The 16673-nt window shown below is 63.1% G+C and carries 10 protein-coding genes and 1 pseudogene; 9 read left to right on the plus strand and 2 right to left on the minus strand.

All coding sequences use genetic code 11. The features are described 5' to 3' along the window. Positions 1–50 precede the first annotated feature (50 nt). From KH208_RS00085 to argJ, 9 genes and pseudogenes are all read left to right on the plus strand, one after another. Positions 51–2729, plus strand: a complete 2679-nt coding sequence (locus KH208_RS00085) for a valine--tRNA ligase (RefSeq protein ID WP_291432819.1) — start codon at positions 51–53, stop codon at positions 2727–2729. Positions 2730–3015: 286 nt separating this feature from the next. After that, positions 3016–3996 carry a hypothetical protein gene (locus KH208_RS00090; protein ID WP_291432820.1) on the plus strand — a complete coding sequence of 327 codons (981 nt, stop codon included), beginning with the start codon at positions 3016–3018 and terminating at the stop codon, positions 3994–3996. Between the two features lie 413 nt (positions 3997–4409). Beyond that, entirely contained in the window at positions 4410–6629 is a 2220-nt protein-coding gene (locus KH208_RS00095; protein WP_291432822.1) for an EAL domain-containing protein, read from the plus strand. Between the two features lie 3 nt (positions 6630–6632). Continuing rightward, on the plus strand, positions 6633–8087 hold the full coding sequence (locus KH208_RS00100) for an OprD family outer membrane porin (RefSeq protein WP_291432824.1): 1455 nt from the start codon (positions 6633–6635) through the stop codon (positions 8085–8087). Positions 8088–8212: 125 nt separating this feature from the next. Further along, positions 8213–9964 (plus strand): methyl-accepting chemotaxis protein, encoded by a 1752-nt coding sequence (locus tag KH208_RS00105; protein ID WP_291432826.1) that lies wholly within the window; start codon positions 8213–8215, stop codon positions 9962–9964. Between the two features lie 259 nt (positions 9965–10223). Next, a complete protein-coding gene (gene rpsL / locus KH208_RS00110; RefSeq protein WP_008683436.1) occupies positions 10224–10595 on the plus strand; it encodes a 30S ribosomal protein S12 in 372 nt (123 codons plus the stop codon). Between the two features lie 137 nt (positions 10596–10732). After that, complete coding sequence (gene rpsG / locus KH208_RS00115) at positions 10733–11203, plus strand: 30S ribosomal protein S7 (protein ID WP_008683437.1); 471 nt, start codon at positions 10733–10735, stop codon at positions 11201–11203. A gap of 96 nt (positions 11204–11299) precedes the next feature. Then, positions 11300–13377, plus strand: a pseudogene (gene fusA / locus KH208_RS00120) (elongation factor G). A 242-nt stretch (positions 13378–13619) separates the two neighbouring features. Next, complete coding sequence (gene argJ / locus KH208_RS00125; protein ID WP_291432890.1) at positions 13620–14804, plus strand: bifunctional glutamate N-acetyltransferase/amino-acid acetyltransferase ArgJ; 1185 nt, start codon at positions 13620–13622, stop codon at positions 14802–14804. Positions 14805–15168: 364 nt separating this feature from the next. Here the strand turns inward: argJ and KH208_RS00130 are convergent, their stop codons facing one another. Both KH208_RS00130 and KH208_RS00135 read right to left on the minus strand, forming a co-directional pair. Further along, positions 15169–15558: a DVU_2496 family lipoprotein gene (locus KH208_RS00130; RefSeq protein WP_291432829.1), complete on the minus strand. Its 390-nt coding sequence runs from the start codon at positions 15556–15558 to the stop codon at positions 15169–15171. Between the two features lie 151 nt (positions 15559–15709). Continuing rightward, positions 15710–16570 (minus strand): zinc metalloprotease HtpX, encoded by an 861-nt coding sequence (locus tag KH208_RS00135; protein WP_291432831.1) that lies wholly within the window; start codon positions 16568–16570, stop codon positions 15710–15712. Between the last annotated feature and the right edge of the window lie 103 nt (positions 16571–16673).

The raw sequence follows: 16673 nt of genomic DNA on the forward strand, positions 1-16673 counted from the left end.
CGCGGGCTGCATAGGCGCGCAGTATCGCCGCCTTTTACGGAGAAAGCAAGATGGCCGATACCCTCCCCAAGGGCTATGAGCCCCATGACGTGGAAGCCCGGTGGCGCAAGCACTGGGAAGAGGAAAAAACCTTCACGCCCGACCCGGACGCGCCCGGCGAGCCCTATTCCATCGTCATTCCGCCGCCCAACGTCACCGGAGCCCTGCATATCGGCCACGCCTTGAACCTGACGCTCATCGACGTGCTCTGCCGCCACGCCCGCCAGAAGGGCAAGAATGTGCTCTGGGTGCCGGGCACGGACCACGCGGGCATCGCCACCCAGAACGTGGTGGAGCGGGCCCTGGCCAAAGAGGGCAAGACCCGCCGGGATCTGGGCCGCGAAGCCTTTGTGGAAAAAGTCTGGGAGTGGCGGGCGGACTACGGTCACCGCATCCTGGATCAGATCGGGGCTCTGGGCTGCTCCGTGGACTGGACGCGCCTGCGCTTCACCATGGACGAAGGGCTTTCGGCGGCGGTGCGCAAGGTCTTTGTGCAACTCTATGATGAAGGCCTGATCTACAAAGGCGACTATATTATCAACTGGTGCTCGCGCTGCCACACGGCCCTGGCCGACGATGAAGTGGAACACGAGCAGAGCAGGGGCAGGCTCTGGAGCGTGCGTTACCACCTCACGGACGGTTCGGGCTCCATCGTCATCGCCACCACCCGGCCCGAAACCATCCCCGGCGATACGGCCATCTGCGTGCATCCCGAGGACGAACGCTACGCCCGTCTGGTGGGCAAGACCGCGCGTGTGCCCGTGCTGGGACGCGAAGTGCCGATCATCGCGGACAGCTATGTGGACCGCGAGTTCGGCACCGGCGCGCTGAAGGTGACGCCCTGCCACGACCACAACGACTGGATGCTGGGCAAAAAGCACAATCTGGAATTCGTGCAGGTCATTGACGAAAACGGCGTCATGAAAGCCGAGGCCGGGCCCTATGCGGGCCTGACCAAGCAGGAGTGCCGGGACAGGATCGTGGCCGACATCGAAGCCGCCGGGGATCTTGTGGACGTGGCGGAACTGGAGCATGCCGTGGGCCACTGCTACCGCTGCCATACGGTGGTAGAGCCGCACGTCTCCACCCAGTGGTTCGTGGCCACCACCAAAATGGCCCCGGCCGCGCGCGCCGCCGTGCCGGAACTGACCAGAATTTTCCCGGAATCCTGGCTCAAGACCTATTATCACTGGCTGGACAATATCCGCGACTGGTGCATCAGCCGTCAGATCTGGTGGGGACACCGCATTCCGGCCTGGACCTGCAAAGCCTGCGGCAAGCTGATCGTGGCCGAGGAGGCCCCGGACGTCTGCCCCGTGTGCGGTTCGGATCATCTGGAGCAGGACGAGGACGTGCTGGACACCTGGTTCTCCTCGGCGCTCTGGCCCTTCTCCACCATGGGCTGGCCGGAACAGACCAGGGAGCTGGCGCGCTGGTACCCCACCTCGGTGCTGGTCACGGGCTTTGACATCATCTTCTTCTGGGTGGCCCGGATGATGATGATGGGCCTGCACTTCATGAAGCGGCCGCCTTTCCACGACGTCTATCTGCACGCCCTGGTGCGCGACGCCACGGGCCGCAAGATGTCCAAATCCACGGGCAACGTCATCGACCCGCTGGTCATGATCGAGAAATACGGCTGCGATTCCCTGCGTTTCACGCTGACGGCCTTCGCGGCCATGGGCCGCGACATCCGCCTGTCCGAAGAGCGCATCGAAGGCTATCGCCACTTTGTGAACAAGCTCTGGAACGCCGCGCGCTTCGCCCTGATGAATCTGCCGGAGGAAGCGCCCGCGCCCGTGAGTCTGGAAAATGTGCGGGGCCTGCACCATCAGTGGATTTTGCACCGTCTGGAAATGCTCAAGCTGGACATGGATCAGGCCCTTGCGGACTACCGTTTCAATGACGCGGCCCAGCTCGGCTACAAATTCCTCTGGAACGAGTTCTGCGACTGGTATCTGGAGCTGATCAAACCGGATATGGGGCCCGACATGCAGTCTGACGACCCCGCGCGCAAGGCCGCGGCCCGGTATGTGCTCTGGCTGGTGCTGCGCGAACTGCTGGTGCTGCTGCACCCCATCATGCCCTTTGTCACGGCCGAGATCTGGCGCGCCCTGCCCGTGTCCGCCGGGGAACAGCCCACGGATCTGGCCCTGGAGCCCTATCCGCCGCTGCGCCCCGGCTGCGTGCGTGAGAGAGAAGCCTGCCGCATGGAGCTGATCCAGGGCGTGATCGTGGCCGTGCGCACCATCAAGGCTGAACTGGGTATCAGTCCCGGCCACAAGGTAAGCCTGCTGCTCCATCCCGTGGACGAGGAACAGGGCGCTTTACTGGAGGAAAACCGGGGCCTGATGACGACCCTGGCCCGTCTGGAATCCCTGGAACAGGGCGCGGAAGTGCATGCGCCCAAGGCTTCGGCCTCGGCCGTGGTCCAGGGCTGCCAGGTCATCGTGCCCCTGCGCGGGGCCGTGGACCTGGCCGGTGAGCTGGCCCGCCTGGACAAGGAACTGGCCAAGCTGGAAAAAGACGTGACAGCCGTGAACATGAAGTTGAGCAACGAGAGCTTTGTGAGCCGCGCTCCGGCCGAAGTGGTGGCGCGCGAACGGGAGCGCGCCGGGCAGTTGCTGGACGCCAAGGCAAAATTGCAGGCTTTGCGGGCCCGTTTCGCCGAGGCCCTGGCCGAAGAATAATCCCGGCGGCCCGGCCCTCGCGAACCGGACTCAGACTGATGACACAAAAATCAGTCGCCGCGCTGCCGCTGCCTGTTTCCCTAACCCACGTTGCGGCTAAGGGAAATGCCCGGGGCTGCCGGGCATCCTTCGGGCAGCTGACGGCACGGCAAAGCCGTGACCTGCTCCTGATTTTTGGTCGCGTTGACTTTATCAACGTTCCCTGCGGCCCGGCCCTCGCGGACCGGGCCGCTTACCTTTTTTCCGCGGGCGCGCCGCACGCTTCCGGCGCGCGTCCGGAGGCCGCATGCCGCGTTTCGCACGTTGTATCCCGATTGTTTCCCTGGTCCTGATTCTCTCCCTGGCTTTCATGCTGTCCGAGCCCGCGGCCGCCGTGCCGGGCCGGAGCGCACAGGAAACCGCGCATCCCGCTCCGGACTGGGACAAGGAGGGCGCGCTCGCGCCCGATTCGGCTGACCCCGCTTCCGGCCTGGAAGACGGCATGGCTCCGCCGTCCGTCGAATCCGGCGGCCGTCTCTCTCCCGCCGCCGTGGTCAAGAAAATGCGCCCTCTGCTGGACATCCGGGCTCTGCGCCGGAGTCTGGACGACATCGGCCTGCTCAAGGCCGCGGGCTTTGCCTATCAGGAGGGCCTGACCCTGCCCGGGGACATCTGCCCTCAGCCCGGCGACCGTGACCAGGCGGCGGTGCTCAGCGGCATGGCGGCATCGGATCAGGCCTACGCCCTGTTTTTCGGCAAGGCCGAGGACGCGGCGCGCGAAAACCGCCTTTTGCGCAAACTGAGCCCCAAGACCCATTTGCCCGGCCTGACCGCCAAAGAAAAGAACGTCTTGGCGAAAGACCCCACCGGCCCGGCCGGGCGGGAGATCATTGTCCGGCGCAGCGAGGCCCAGGTGCGGGCCATGCTGGCGGCCGCCTCGCAAAACGAGGCCAATCTGCGCCTGCTGGGCGCGCATCTCTACGGCCTCTTTTTGGAGCGTCTGTATACCACGTCCGTTATGGTGCTGGCCGCCGCTGAAAGCGACACCCTGGAACCGCTCCACAAGGTGCGTGCGGCGCTGAGCGCCAGTCAGGGCAAACTGGTGGAGATGCTGGCGCGGCGCGGCCTGCTCGGAGACGCGCGCTTCGCCGCGACCCGTCTGGAGACCGTGGACAGCCTGCTGCGCCTGCTGGCGAGCAACCACGGCCGTCCGAGCCTGGCCCGGATGGAGGAAATTCTGGGTATCGTGCGCGAGGAGCGGGCCTCGTTTTTGACGCCCTGCCTCTAGGCTCAGCCCTCATTAAAACGCCGCCCGCAGCGGCGCACGAATCCTTACGGGTTCGCGGCATGCGCCGCTTGACGCGACACCGGGCTCAGCTTTCATCCGTTTTTGAACTCCTTGCCGGGCATCGGTCCTGCGGGAAACGGGGGTCACGGCAGCCATTCTCCGTACGCCGTTTTTTCCGCTCCACGCGCCATTTTGGGCCGGGCGTCCCGCGCATTGACAAAGCGGGCTTTAGCACTATGCTACAATAAGGTCTTTCGGCACAGCAACGGGATGTTCCGATGTGGGGCGTCCCGTTGCGTCGTTTTCGCGGGGATTGCGTATATGGCCCCGCCAACCGAAGCCGGCCCCGCCGGGGCTTTTACCGGAGCGTCGCCGCGTCCAGCGCGGGATGGCCGCCGCAGTCAAGGGTTTTTGTGAACGCGAAACTAAAGGATGCCACCTCCACCCTCCGTAACCGCCTGGTCAGCCGGGCTCTGCGCTTGGCCGACCAGGTTGCGGGCATCCCCACTCTGGCCGCCATCCGTTCCGCGCTTATCGTCATGCTGCCCTTCATGTTTCTGGGCTCTCTGGCGATTTTGCTGAACAGCTTTCCTCTTACCGCCTACAGGGACTTTATGGCCCACGTTTTCGGCCCGCGTTGGACCCTGTTCGGCGAGACGCTCTACAGCGGCACCTTTGCGATCATGTCCCTGAGCCTGGTCTTTTCCATCGGCCAGCATCTGGTGGACCAGTTCAACAGCGCCAGCCGGATTTTCCGGGCTAATCCGGTCATTGCCGGGCTGGTCAATCTGGCGGCCCTGTTCTGTCTTTTCCCGCAGTCGGCCTCGCCGGACAATCTGCGCTGGTTCGGCGTTTCCGGCCTGTTCGTGGCCCTGCTGGTGGGTCTGGCTTCCACGCGGCTCTTTCTGTTCTTTTTTTCCTTCAAGCAGCTCCATCTGCACTTGCGCGGCGGCGCGCCGGACATTGCCCTGCCCCGCACCTTCAGTTCCTTTTTGCCCGGCATCCTGACCCTGCTGGTCTTTGCCGCCGTCGGCACCTTGCTGCACGGCGCGGGTTCATCCATGCACGAACTGGCTTATCATTACATCCGCCTGCCTTTCGACGCCTTGCACGACGGCCTGGAGCGGGGCCTGCTCTACATCCTGTCCCTGCATGTGCTCTGGTTTCTGGGAATCCACGGAGCCAATGTGCTGGATCCCATTACCCACGACATTTACGGCGCGGCCATGCTTGCCAATGAAACCGCCGCCGCCGTGGGCCTGCCCCTGCCGCACATCATGACCAAGAACTTCATGGATGTGTTCGTGTTCATGGGCGGTTCGGGCGCGGGCATCTGCCTGGCGGGCGCGCTGATTCTGTTCGGCAAAACCCGCACCAGCCGGGGCCTGGGGTTTTTGTCCCTGCTGCCCGGCGTGTTCAACATCAATGAAATTCTGCTCTTCGGTCTGCCTGTGGTGCTCAATCCGCTGATGCTGATCCCCTTTGTGTGCACGCCACTGATTCTGGCGGGCGTCAGCTATCTGGCGGCGGGCTGGGGCCTGGTGCCGGGCGCGAGCGTGGCCACGGAATGGACCACGCCCGTATTGCTCAACGGCTATCTGGCGACCGGCTCCCTGAACGGCTCTCTGCTGCAACTGGTGAATCTCTGCCTGGGCATCTGCATTTACGCGCCTTTTGTGGTGCTGACCAACAAGGTCAACATCCGCCGCACCAACGCGGCGTTCAGCACTCTGGCCGGGCGGATCTGCGGCGGGGACGGCGGCCCTTACAGCCGTCAGCAGGACGATGCGGGCACCCTGGCCCGCAGCCTGATCGTTGATCTGGAAGGGGAGAGCCGCAACGCCCAGGGACTTTTTCTGGAATACCAGCCGCAAATCTGCGCCCGCAGCGGCAGAGCGGTGGGCGTGGAATCTCTGTTGCGCTGGCGGCATCCGGCCTATGGGTCCATTCCCGCGCCAGTGACCGTGGCTCTGGCCGAAGAATCCGGGCTGATCCGGCCCCTCGGGATCTGGATTTTCGAAACCGCCTGCCGCACGCGCCGCCGCTGGCTGGACGCGGGCCTGGCTGATCTGACCGTGGCGGTCAATGTTTCCGCCCTGCAACTGCAGGACTCGCTGCCGGAGCGGTTTATGGAGATAACCCGCCGCTACCGCGTCCCGCCCGCGCTGATGAGCGTGGAAGTGACCGAATCCAGCGCGCTGGATTCCGGCTCGCCGGAAAGCCGGGTGGTGGCGCGCCTCCATGATCTGGGCTTTCCCATCGCCATTGACGACTTCGGCATGGGGCACAGTTCGCTGAAGTATCTCAAACAGTTCCCGGTGAATTATGTGAAGATCGACGGCGAAATCACCAAGGAACTGGTCACCAATCCCATCTGCCGCGATATCGTCTCCTCCATCACCCGTCTCTGCCGGGCACGGGGCATGCGCTGCGTGGCCGAATTTGTGGAAAACGACGAACAGGTCGCCATCCTGCGCGAGGAGGGCTGCGATATCTTCCAGGGCTGGCGCTACAGCCCTGCCCTGCCGGAAGCGCAATGCCTGGCGTATCTTCAGCAAAACAGGGCCGAAGGCGAAGACCGCGCCGCCCCATCCGGCGCAACGCGGCCGGGGCCCGCCGTCGGGGAGCGCTAGCCCGTGGCGGAACGGCAGCACCGCCGGGTTCGGGGCGGTTTCCGCACCCTGCGGCTGCTTTGTCTTCCGGCGTTGTTCTGGGCATTGCTCTGGGCGCTGTGGCCCGTGCACGCGGATGCGGCGGATGTCGCGGACAGTCCCGACAAGGGCAGCCCGGCCCGGACGCTCCTGCCCGAGGACAGTCCGCTCAGCCCCCTGGTAAACGACGCCCATCTCAGCGGCGGCCTGTACTTCTTCGGCCGGGACCGCCAGCGCTACGACGTGGACCGCAAAACCTACCGCACCAACCTGCGCCACGGCTCCCTTCAGGCCAATCTGGATCTGGTTTCCGGCTATGCCTGGGATCATCTGGGTTTCGATTTCGGCGCCTTCACCTCCCATGATCTGTTCAACTACGGCGCGCCGGACCATGAAATGGGCTACGTACCCTGGCAGGACCCCTGGCACCCGGACTGGAGCAGGCACTTCACGCTGAGCGGCGTTTCCATCTACAAGGCCGCGCTCAAGGCCAAGGCCGGTCCGGCCTGGCTGCACGCGGGCTGGTTACAGCCCGAAGGGCCCGGCGTGCTGGGCGTGAACTGGTCCATCATGCCCGGCTCCTGGCGGGGAGTGAACGCGGGCCTGGATTTCGGCGGCTTTTCCGTGGCCGGTATGGTGGCCGACACCTATAAGGCTCCCTGGTTTCTGGACGAATACAAACTGATGAAGAACGACGGCGAGAGCCATGTGCCCGGCGTCTGGAGCCTGGGCGCGCGCTATGCCTTTGACAACGGCATTACCCTGGAGGCGGCCTACGGCCAATCGCCGGGCCATCTGCACAACGCCCATTTCAAGAGCAGCTGGGAACTGCCCGCGGGGCCGGGACGGCTGAAGTTCGGCTACCATCTCTACGCCATGGCCGACAGCGACGACGGCGGCGGGGTCAATAACAACTTTGACGGCCTGGCCTTTCAGCACTATCTCTTCGGCTTGTACGAGCTGGATATGTGGACCTTCCGCCTGGAAGGCACCTATACCGCCGCGCCCATGTCCGGGCCCTGGAGCCAGGGACAGTTCGCCTACCGCCTGGCGGACCGCAACGGCGGAGCCAAGGGCGCCTATGAGGTCTGGTGGGATTCCCGCTCGGACTGGAACGCGGACGACGAAAAGGCGGTATTCGCGGGCGTGGAGCGCCGCCTGGACGACATCCTTCCCGTAAAGGGCTTTTACGTGGGCGTGAGCGGGGCCATGGGCTGGGACGGGCGGGGCTGGGGAACGTCCGAGCGCCTGCGCGAATGGGCCGTGAACGGCGATCTCGGCTACGTCAAGCCCGACGGCCCCCTGGAAGGCGCTTTCGTCAAGCTGCATTACACGGAATATCGCAACGGCACGGACGCGCCCAGCTGGTCCGTGTACAAGAACGGTTTTCAGTCGGAACACGATTTCAAGATTCTGATCGGCCTGCCGTTTTCGTTTTAAGCCAAAAAATATGCCGGACAGGGCTAATCCCCGGACAAAGTCTGCCGTAAAGCTGATCAACAGGATCATATATCGGCCGCGCACCGCGCGGCCAACCGTGCGACTTTTTCGCGGGAGATACGAGTATGCGTTGGCGAGATATCCGGCTTGTGTACAAATTGAGCCTTGCCTTCGGAGTGATTTTTCTGTTGTTCGGCCTGTACACGGTTTATAATTTCAAAGTTATCGGCGACATCTCCGGGGTTTCCGACGACCTGGACCGCAGCAGCGAGTCCGAACTGACTCTGCTCAAGGCGGAAAACGCCCATTTCATCTGGGCGGCCAATGTGGCGGCCTACCTTCTGGACGATACGGTGACCAGGCTCAATGTGGTTACCGACGGACATCAGTGCACGTTCGGCAAATGGTTTTACGGCGAAGGCCGCGAGGAACTGGAACAGCGTCTGCCCGCCGTGGCTCCCATTCTGGACGCCCTGGAACAGCCGCATCTGGCCCTGCATGCGGCTGTGCCCGGCATTGTGGCCGCCCATGAAAAAGGCGACGTGCAGGGCATGCAGAAGCTCTACCGGGAAGGGATCGCCACCAATCTGCTGCTGATCCGCGAAGGCCTGACCAAGGCCATCAAACTGGTGGACGAAGATCTCATGCGCTCCAACACGGCCCTGGCCAGGACCCTTGTCCAGAGCCGGAATGTGGCCCTGGCCATGAGCGGCGGCATTCTGCTGGTCTGTGTGCTGCTGGCCGTCTTTCTCACCCGCAGCATCGCCGGGCCGTTGCGCCTTCTGGTGCTCTACGCCAGGGAAGTGGCGGGCGGCAACCTGCGCGAGCCCCGCATCGTCCAGAACGACGAGGTGGGCCAGTTGAACGCGGCCTTGGGGGTGATGGTCGGCACGCTCAAACGCAAGATCGAGGAGGCCCGCGAACAGACCGATATGGCCCTGGCTAAAAGCCGGGAGGCCGAGGAGGCCTTGAGTTCGGCCGAGGTGGCCGCGCAGGAGACGGCGGCCAAGAATGACCTGATTCTGGGGGCCTGCCAGCGCATCGAGGACGTGGTGAGCAATGCCAACCGGGCTTCGGGCGAGCTTTCCGCCGGTATTCTCCAGTCCAAGAAGGGCGCGGAGGTTCAGGCCCGCAAAATTTCCGAAACCGCCTCGGCCATGGAACAGATGAGTGCCGTGGTGATCGAGGTGAGCCGCAACGCGACCTCGGCGGCGGAACTTTCCGCCGGCGCCCGCCAGAAGGCGGAGGAGGGCGCGGATGTGGTGCTGGAAGTGACCCGGAGCATCCGTAGCGTGCAGGAGCAGTCCCGCAGGCTGAAAGAGGATATGCAGACCCTGGGCCAGCATGCCCAGGCGGTCAACCGGATCATGAGCGTGATCTCGGATATCGCGGACCAGACCAATCTATTGGCGCTGAACGCGGCCATTGAAGCCGCGCGGGCCGGTGAATCCGGGCGCGGCTTCGCGGTGGTGGCCGACGAGGTGCGCAAGCTGGCCGAAAAAACCATGGCCTCAACCACGGATGTGGATAACGCCGTGCGGGCCATCCAGCAGAGCGCGGACAAAAATATGCGCCAGGTGGATGAAGCCGTGCAGACCATCGAACAGGCCACGGAACTGACCGGCAGGTCCGGCGAGGCCCTGCGCGAAATCGTTTCCATTGTGGACGGCGCCGCCACCCAGGTGCGGGCCATTGCCACGGCCAGCGAGGAGCAGGCCGTTTCCAGCCGGGAGATGGCCGACGCCATCAACGAGGTGGATACGGTGGCCGGGCAGACCGCCCAGGCCATGAACAACGCGGCGCGCTCCGTGGCGGACCTGGCCGGGCAGACCCGGACCCTGCACGCGCTGGTCATGGAAATGCGCGGCAAGGAGTAAGAGCGCGCGTCTTTTTTCGAGCTGCCTTGGCCGCCGGATAGCCGTCCGGCTGGACAAGCGGGTCTTTCAGCCTTATTCCCGCAGCGTTACGGAAGGCCGGTGAAAGAGCATTTTTTTGCTTTGGACACAAAAAATGCGCGTCCTGTTCATGCGTCTGCCCTGCGCGAAAGCGCTTCACCCCTTGACAGCCCCGCCTTGCCTGGGCTATGTCCAACCCCTTGGAGTTTTCCCTGTCTAACTGTTCCTTATGGAGGAATACATGCCCACGATCAATCAGCTCATCCGCATTGAGCGGAAAGCCGTGGTGAAACGCAAGAAGACCCCGGCGTTGCAGGCCTGCCCGCAGCGTCGCGGCGTATGCACCCGCGTTTACACCACCACCCCGAAAAAGCCGAACTCGGCCCTGCGTAAGGTCGCCCGCGTGCGTCTGACCAACGGCATCGAAGTGACGGCTTACATCCCCGGCGAAGGCCACAACCTGCAGGAGCACTCCGTGGTGATCATCCGCGGCGGCCGTGTGAAAGACCTTCCCGGCGTCCGTTACCACATCGTGCGCGGCACCCTGGATACTTCCGGCGTGGCCGACCGTCGCAAGAGCCGTTCCAAATACGGCGCCAAGCGTCCCAAGTAGGCTTCCGGCATTTCAAAACCTTTTGCCAATCCGCCCGGCGTGCGCCATGCGCCGCGCCACGGCCGCCCGCTTTGCTCTGGGCGCCGGCGCGTCGCGGGGTTGGTGACGCCGCAATACAAGCATGAAGGAGAAACCCCATGCCCCGTAAAGGTCCCGTTCCCAAGAGGGAAGTGCTGCCCGATCCGCTGTACTCCAGCCGTCTGGTCACCAAATTCGTGAACCGGCTGATGTACGACGGTAAAAAAGGCGCGGCCGAAAAGATTTTTTACAGCTCCCTGGAAACCCTGGCTGAAAAAACCGGCGAAGACCCCATGCGCGCCTTTGAAAAGGCCCTGGACAACGTCAAGCCGCATATGGAAGTCAAGGCCCGCCGCGTGGGCGGCGCCACCTACCAGGTGCCCATGGAAGTGCGTCCCGAGCGCCAGGTCTCCCTGTCCATCCGCTGGCTGATCAACTATTCCCGCTCGCGCGGCGAAAAAGGGATGACCGCCAAACTTTCCGCCGAACTGCTGGATGCCTACAACGGCCGGGGCGGCGCGGTGAAGAAGCGCGAAGACACCCACCGCATGGCCGACGCCAACAAGGCCTTCTCCCACTACCGCTGGTAAGGCCGTTCCGATTTGAATCGCATGCCGCCGACGCCGCGTCCGTGAGGAAGCGGCGTCGGTTTGGTACCACACCTTCCGCAGTATGGAGGAAATACCGTGTCCCGCACTGTTCCCGTAGACAAACAGCGCAATATCGGCATCATGGCCCATATTGACGCCGGCAAGACCACCACCACCGAGCGTATCCTTTTTTACACCGGCGTTTCCCACAAGATCGGCGAAACCCATGACGGCGAATCCACCATGGACTGGATGGAGCAGGAGCAGGAGCGCGGCATCACCATCACCTCCGCCGCCACCACCTGCTTCTGGAAAGACTGCCGCATCAACATCATCGACACCCCCGGCCACGTGGACTTCACCATTGAGGTGGAGCGCTCCCTGCGCGTGCTGGACGGCGCCGTCTGCGTGTTCGACGCCGTGGCCGGCGTGGAGCCGCAGTCCGAAACCGTCTGGCGTCAGGCTGACCGCTATCACGTGCCGCGCATCTGCTTTGTGAACAAGATGGACCGCATCGGCGCCAACTTTTTCCGCTGCGTGGGCATGATCCATGACCGTCTGGGCGCCAAGGCCGTGCCTTTGCAGCTGCCCATCGGCGCGGAAGACAAGTTTGAAGGCGTGGTGGACCTGGTGCGGGGCAAGGCCATCCGCTTCGACAAGACCACCAAGGGTGCCGAATTCGTGGAAGAGGACGTGCCCGCCGACATGCAGGATCTGTATGACGAAAAGCACCACGAATTGCTGGAAGCCGTGGCCGAGGAAGACGAAGTCCTGCTTGAGAAGTACCTGGGCGGCGAAACCCTCACGGAAGAGGAAATCATCTCCTGCATCCGCAAGGCCACCATCGCCCGGAACATTGTGCCGGTGCTCTGCGGTTCGGCCTTCCGCAACATGGGCGTGCAGCCCCTGCTGGACGCCACGGTGGACTATCTGCCCTCGCCCGTGGACATCCCGCCCATGATCGGTCACGTGCCCGGCAAGGAAGACGAGATCATCGAATGCCCCTGCGACGACAAGCAGCCTCTGGCCGGTCTGGTCTTCAAGCTCTTTTCCGATCCCTTTATCGGTCATCTGTCCTTCTTCCGCATCTATTCCGGCTTCCTGGAATCGGGCACCAGCGTGTATAACGCCAACACCGGCAAGAAAGAGCGCATCGGCCGCATTCTCAAGATGCACGCCAACAAGCGCGAGGACATCAAGTGGGCCGGCGCGGGTGACATCGTGGCCCTGGTAGGCCTGAAGAACGCCTCCACCGGCGACACGCTCTGCGACGAAAAGCGCGAAGTGATCCTGGAGTCCCTGAACATCCCCGAGCCGGTCATTGAAGTGGCCATCGAGCCCAAGACCAAGGCTGACCGCGATGCTCTTTCCGCCGCGCTGAACAAGCTGGCCAAGGAAGATCCCTCCTTCCGGGTCAAGGGCGACGAGGAGACCAACCAGACCCTTATCGCGGGCATGGGCGAACTGCATCTGGAAATCATCGTGGACCGCCTGACCCGCGAGTTCAACGTCAACGCCAATGTGGGCAAGCCTCAGGTGGCCTACCGCGAAACCATCTCCAAGCCCTCCAAGTCGGACATGAAGCACGCCAAGCAGTCCGGCGGCCGGGGCCAGTACGGCCACTGCGTCATTGAGGTGGAGCCGAATCCGGGCAAGGGCTACGAGTTCGTCAACTCCATCACCGGCGGCGTGATTCCCAAGGAATACATCCCGGCCATCGACAAGGGCATTCAGGACGCCATGAAGTCCGGCGTGTTGGCGGGCTTCCCCTGCGTGGACCTCAAAGTCAACTTGGTGTTCGGCTCCTACCACGAAGTGGACTCCTCGGAGCAGGCTTTCTACGTGGCCGGTTCCATGCCATCAAGGACGCCATGCACAAGGCCGGTCCCGTGCTGCTCGAGCCCATCATGGACGTGGAAGTGGTCACGCCCGAGGAATACCTGGGCGACGTCATGGGCGATCTCAACGGCCGCCGCGGCCGTGTGCAGAGCATGGAAGCCCGCGCCGGAGGCGCGCAGAGCGTGCGCGCCCAGGTGCCTCTGGCCTCCATGTTCGGCTATGCCACGGATCTGCGTTCGCGTACCCAGGGCCGCGCCACCTTCACCATGCAGTTCGACCATTACGAACGCGTGCCGGCGGCCTTGGCCGAGGAAATTCAAAAGGCCAAGTCGTAAATTTGAGCCTTTTTGCCGCTGGCTGCGTCAAACGGCGCTTTTTATCCCGGTCGAGTACCATGAGAGTACACTCCCTGCATAAAAAGCTTGTTTTCCTTGCCGGCGAACAAAAAATCTCAGATTTACAGGATAGTTATTAGTAGTCGCGGGAATTTCGCAGCAGTGTGAAATTCCCGCGATTCGCATATGCCCCGGCTGGCCGCATCGTGCCGGGCGGGCACAGCGGAATAGGGGATGTTATGATTGACGATCTTCCCAAGGGGTTCAAAGCCGGAGCCGCGGCGGCCAATTTCAAGAAGGCGGGCCGCGACGACCTTGGCCTGATAGTTTCCGACCGGCCCTGTGTGCTGGCCGGCATGTTCACCCGGAATCTGTTCAAGGCCGCGCCGGTCCTGGCCTGCCAGGAGATTCTGAAGACCAGCGGCACGGCCCGCGCTGTGCTGGCCAATTCCGGTCAGGCCAATGCCTGCACCGGCGAGGAGGGACTGGACAACTGCCGGGCCACGCAAAACATGGTGGCCGAGGCCACGGGCCTTGAAGCGCAGGAGATTCTGCCCATTTCCACCGGCGTGGTCGGAGCCCACCTCAAGATGGATCTCTGGCGCAAGGCCGTGCCCGCCCTGACTCAAAGCCTGGGCAGCCGCGACGCCGAGGGCTTTACCCGTGCCTTCATGACCACGGACGCCTTTCCCAAGTTCGCCATGCGCGAGGTGACGCTTTCCGGCGGCACGGTGCGACTGACAGTCATGGCCAAGGGCGCGGGCATGATCTGCCCCAACATGGCCACCATGCTCTGTGTGGCCCTTACGGATGCCGCCGTGGAGCGCGAGCCCTGGCAGGCCATGTTCGGCCGGGCCGTGGACAAGACCTTCAACCGGGTCAGCGTGGACGGCGATACCTCCACCAACGACACCATCCTGGGCCTGGCCAACGGCGCGTCCGGCGCGGCCGCCCGCACTGAAGCGGATCTGGCCCTGCTGGAAGAGGCCCTTACCGCCATTCTGGGCACGGTTTCGCACATGTTGGTCATGGACGGCGAAGGCGCAAGCAAGGTCATCCACATCAGCGTGAGCGGAGCCCGCAATGACGCGGACGCCGAGCTGGTGGCCCGCAGCGTGGGCCATTCCCAACTGGTCAAGACGGCCATTTACGGCGGCGACGCCAACTGGGGGCGCATCGTCACGGCCGTGGGCTACAGCGGCGCGAGCTTCGACCCCGCCAAGGTAGGCCTGCGCCTCTGCGGCGTGGAGCGCTTCCGCCTGGGCCGCCCGGTGAACGATGATCAGGAGGAAAAGCTGGCCGAACTGCTCAAGGCAAGGGATGTTGATGTGGATATCAACCTGGGTGACGGCCCCGGCAGCTATACGTTCCAGGCTTCGGACCTGGGCCATGAATATGTGACCCTGAATTCGGATTACCGCTCCTAGGCTCAGCCCTCATTAAAACGCCGTCCGCGAAAAGCTGAATTTTTCCGGGCAACAAGGCGCAAAGGAGAAATTGGGCGAAGCCGTATTGAACATACCGCGAGGTCAATTTCTTTTTTGCAACGCAGTTGCACGGAAAAAGGCGGCTTTGCAGCAGAAACTGGATGCTCTGCTGATTCGCCCTGAAATCATATATACAAACGCCCGTTCCTTGCCGAAAGGAGCGGGCGTTTTACATACACGATGCGTCTGAAGCCGCGCGCACATGAAATGCGTTAATTGCTCTGCAAGGATTTGCAGACAAACTCTTGTCGCGAAAGTAGGCGCGCTTCGCTCGCCGTAAATGAGCCTCTCAAGCGGCAAATGCTCAGATGTCTTCGGTCACCCAATCCACAATGGGGGCCATGCGCTTGAGCATGTACTGGTTGGGGCCGGACTTCTGGGCAAGGTCGTCGAACTGGCCTTCCACCCGGTAGATGCGCCAATCGCCCTCGGGCAGGCGGCCCGCCGCGATTTCGGCGTTGAGAGCCGCCCGGGCGTCCGCGGGCGCGCAGAAGAGGGAAAAGTCCTGCGCCATGGGGTCGAGCACCACTTCCGCGCCGCCGGCGATGTCGATAATGTAATTGCCCGGCGCATAAACATAGACAAAGGGACAGGGCGTGGGCTGGGGAGCGGGCGGCTCCTCCGGCGCGTTTTTGCCGCCGCAGGCGGTGAGCAGCAGAGCCAGCATGATTCCCAGCGGGACGCGTAGTTTCATAACCTCGACCTTTGTTGTGAAGCAGATAGCAAAACAAATCAGGGCATGTCACGCTTGAACGTATCACTTCGCGGCGAAGCAAATTCACTTTGCGATAATTCCGCGAAAAATCCACCCGGAGCGTTTTGATACTGAAAAATGCCACAACGCTCTAACGCCGGGCGGCGGCCATGGCCTGCAAACGCCGGATGCGCTCCTCCAGCGGCGGATGCGTGCTGAACAGGTTGGCCATGCTGCCGTCAATGCTGAACATGGGCGCCACAATGAACATTTGCTCCGTGCTGGGATTGCCCTCCTGCATGGGAATCCGCCCGCTGGCCGCGCCCAGCTTCGCCAGGGCTCCGGCCAGGGCCAGCGGCTGTCCGCACAATTCCGCGCCCGTGTCGTCGGCCAGGTATTCGCGCGAACGCGAAATAGCCATCTGGATCAGCCCGGCCGCGATGGGCGCGAGCAGCGCCAGCACCAGCGCGCCTATGGGATTGCCGCCGCCTTCGCCGTCGCGGTTGCCGCCGAAAATGGCGGTGAACTGAAAGATGTTGGCCAGGGTCACAATGGCCGAACCCAACACGCCTGCAACGGTCTGGATGAGGATGTCGCGGTTGACGATATGGCCCACTTCATGGGCTACTACGCCGCGCAGTTCCTCGGGCGAAAGCAGGCGCATGATGCCTTCGGTCACGGCTACCACCGCATGCTGGGGATCGCGGCCCGTGGCAAAGGCGTTGGGGGCTTCTTCCGGCACCACGCAGACGCGCGGCTTGGGAATGCCGGCATTGCGGGCCAGCTCTTCCACAATTTGGTGCAGGTAGGGAGCTTCCTCGGGGGCCAGCTCCCGGGCGCGGTACATGGAAAGCACGATCTTGTCCGAGTACCAGTAGCTGCCCACATTCATCACAAGGGCCAAGCCGAAGGCGATGATCACGCCGGTGCGGCCGCCCATCAGGCCGCCCAGCACGATAATGATGCCGGATAGCAGGGCCAGCAGAAGAACTGTTTTTATCTGGCTGGTCATAAAATTCTCCTTGTCTTCAAAATACGCCGGGGCGCGTCTTCTCTATCGCAACGACTATAAAATATAAGCATGGCATGTGCGCTGGCAAGGTTCGGGCCAAGCG

The organism is Desulfovibrio sp. (assembly GCF_018379785.1).
GTDB lineage: Bacteria > Desulfobacterota > Desulfovibrionia > Desulfovibrionales > Desulfovibrionaceae > Desulfovibrio.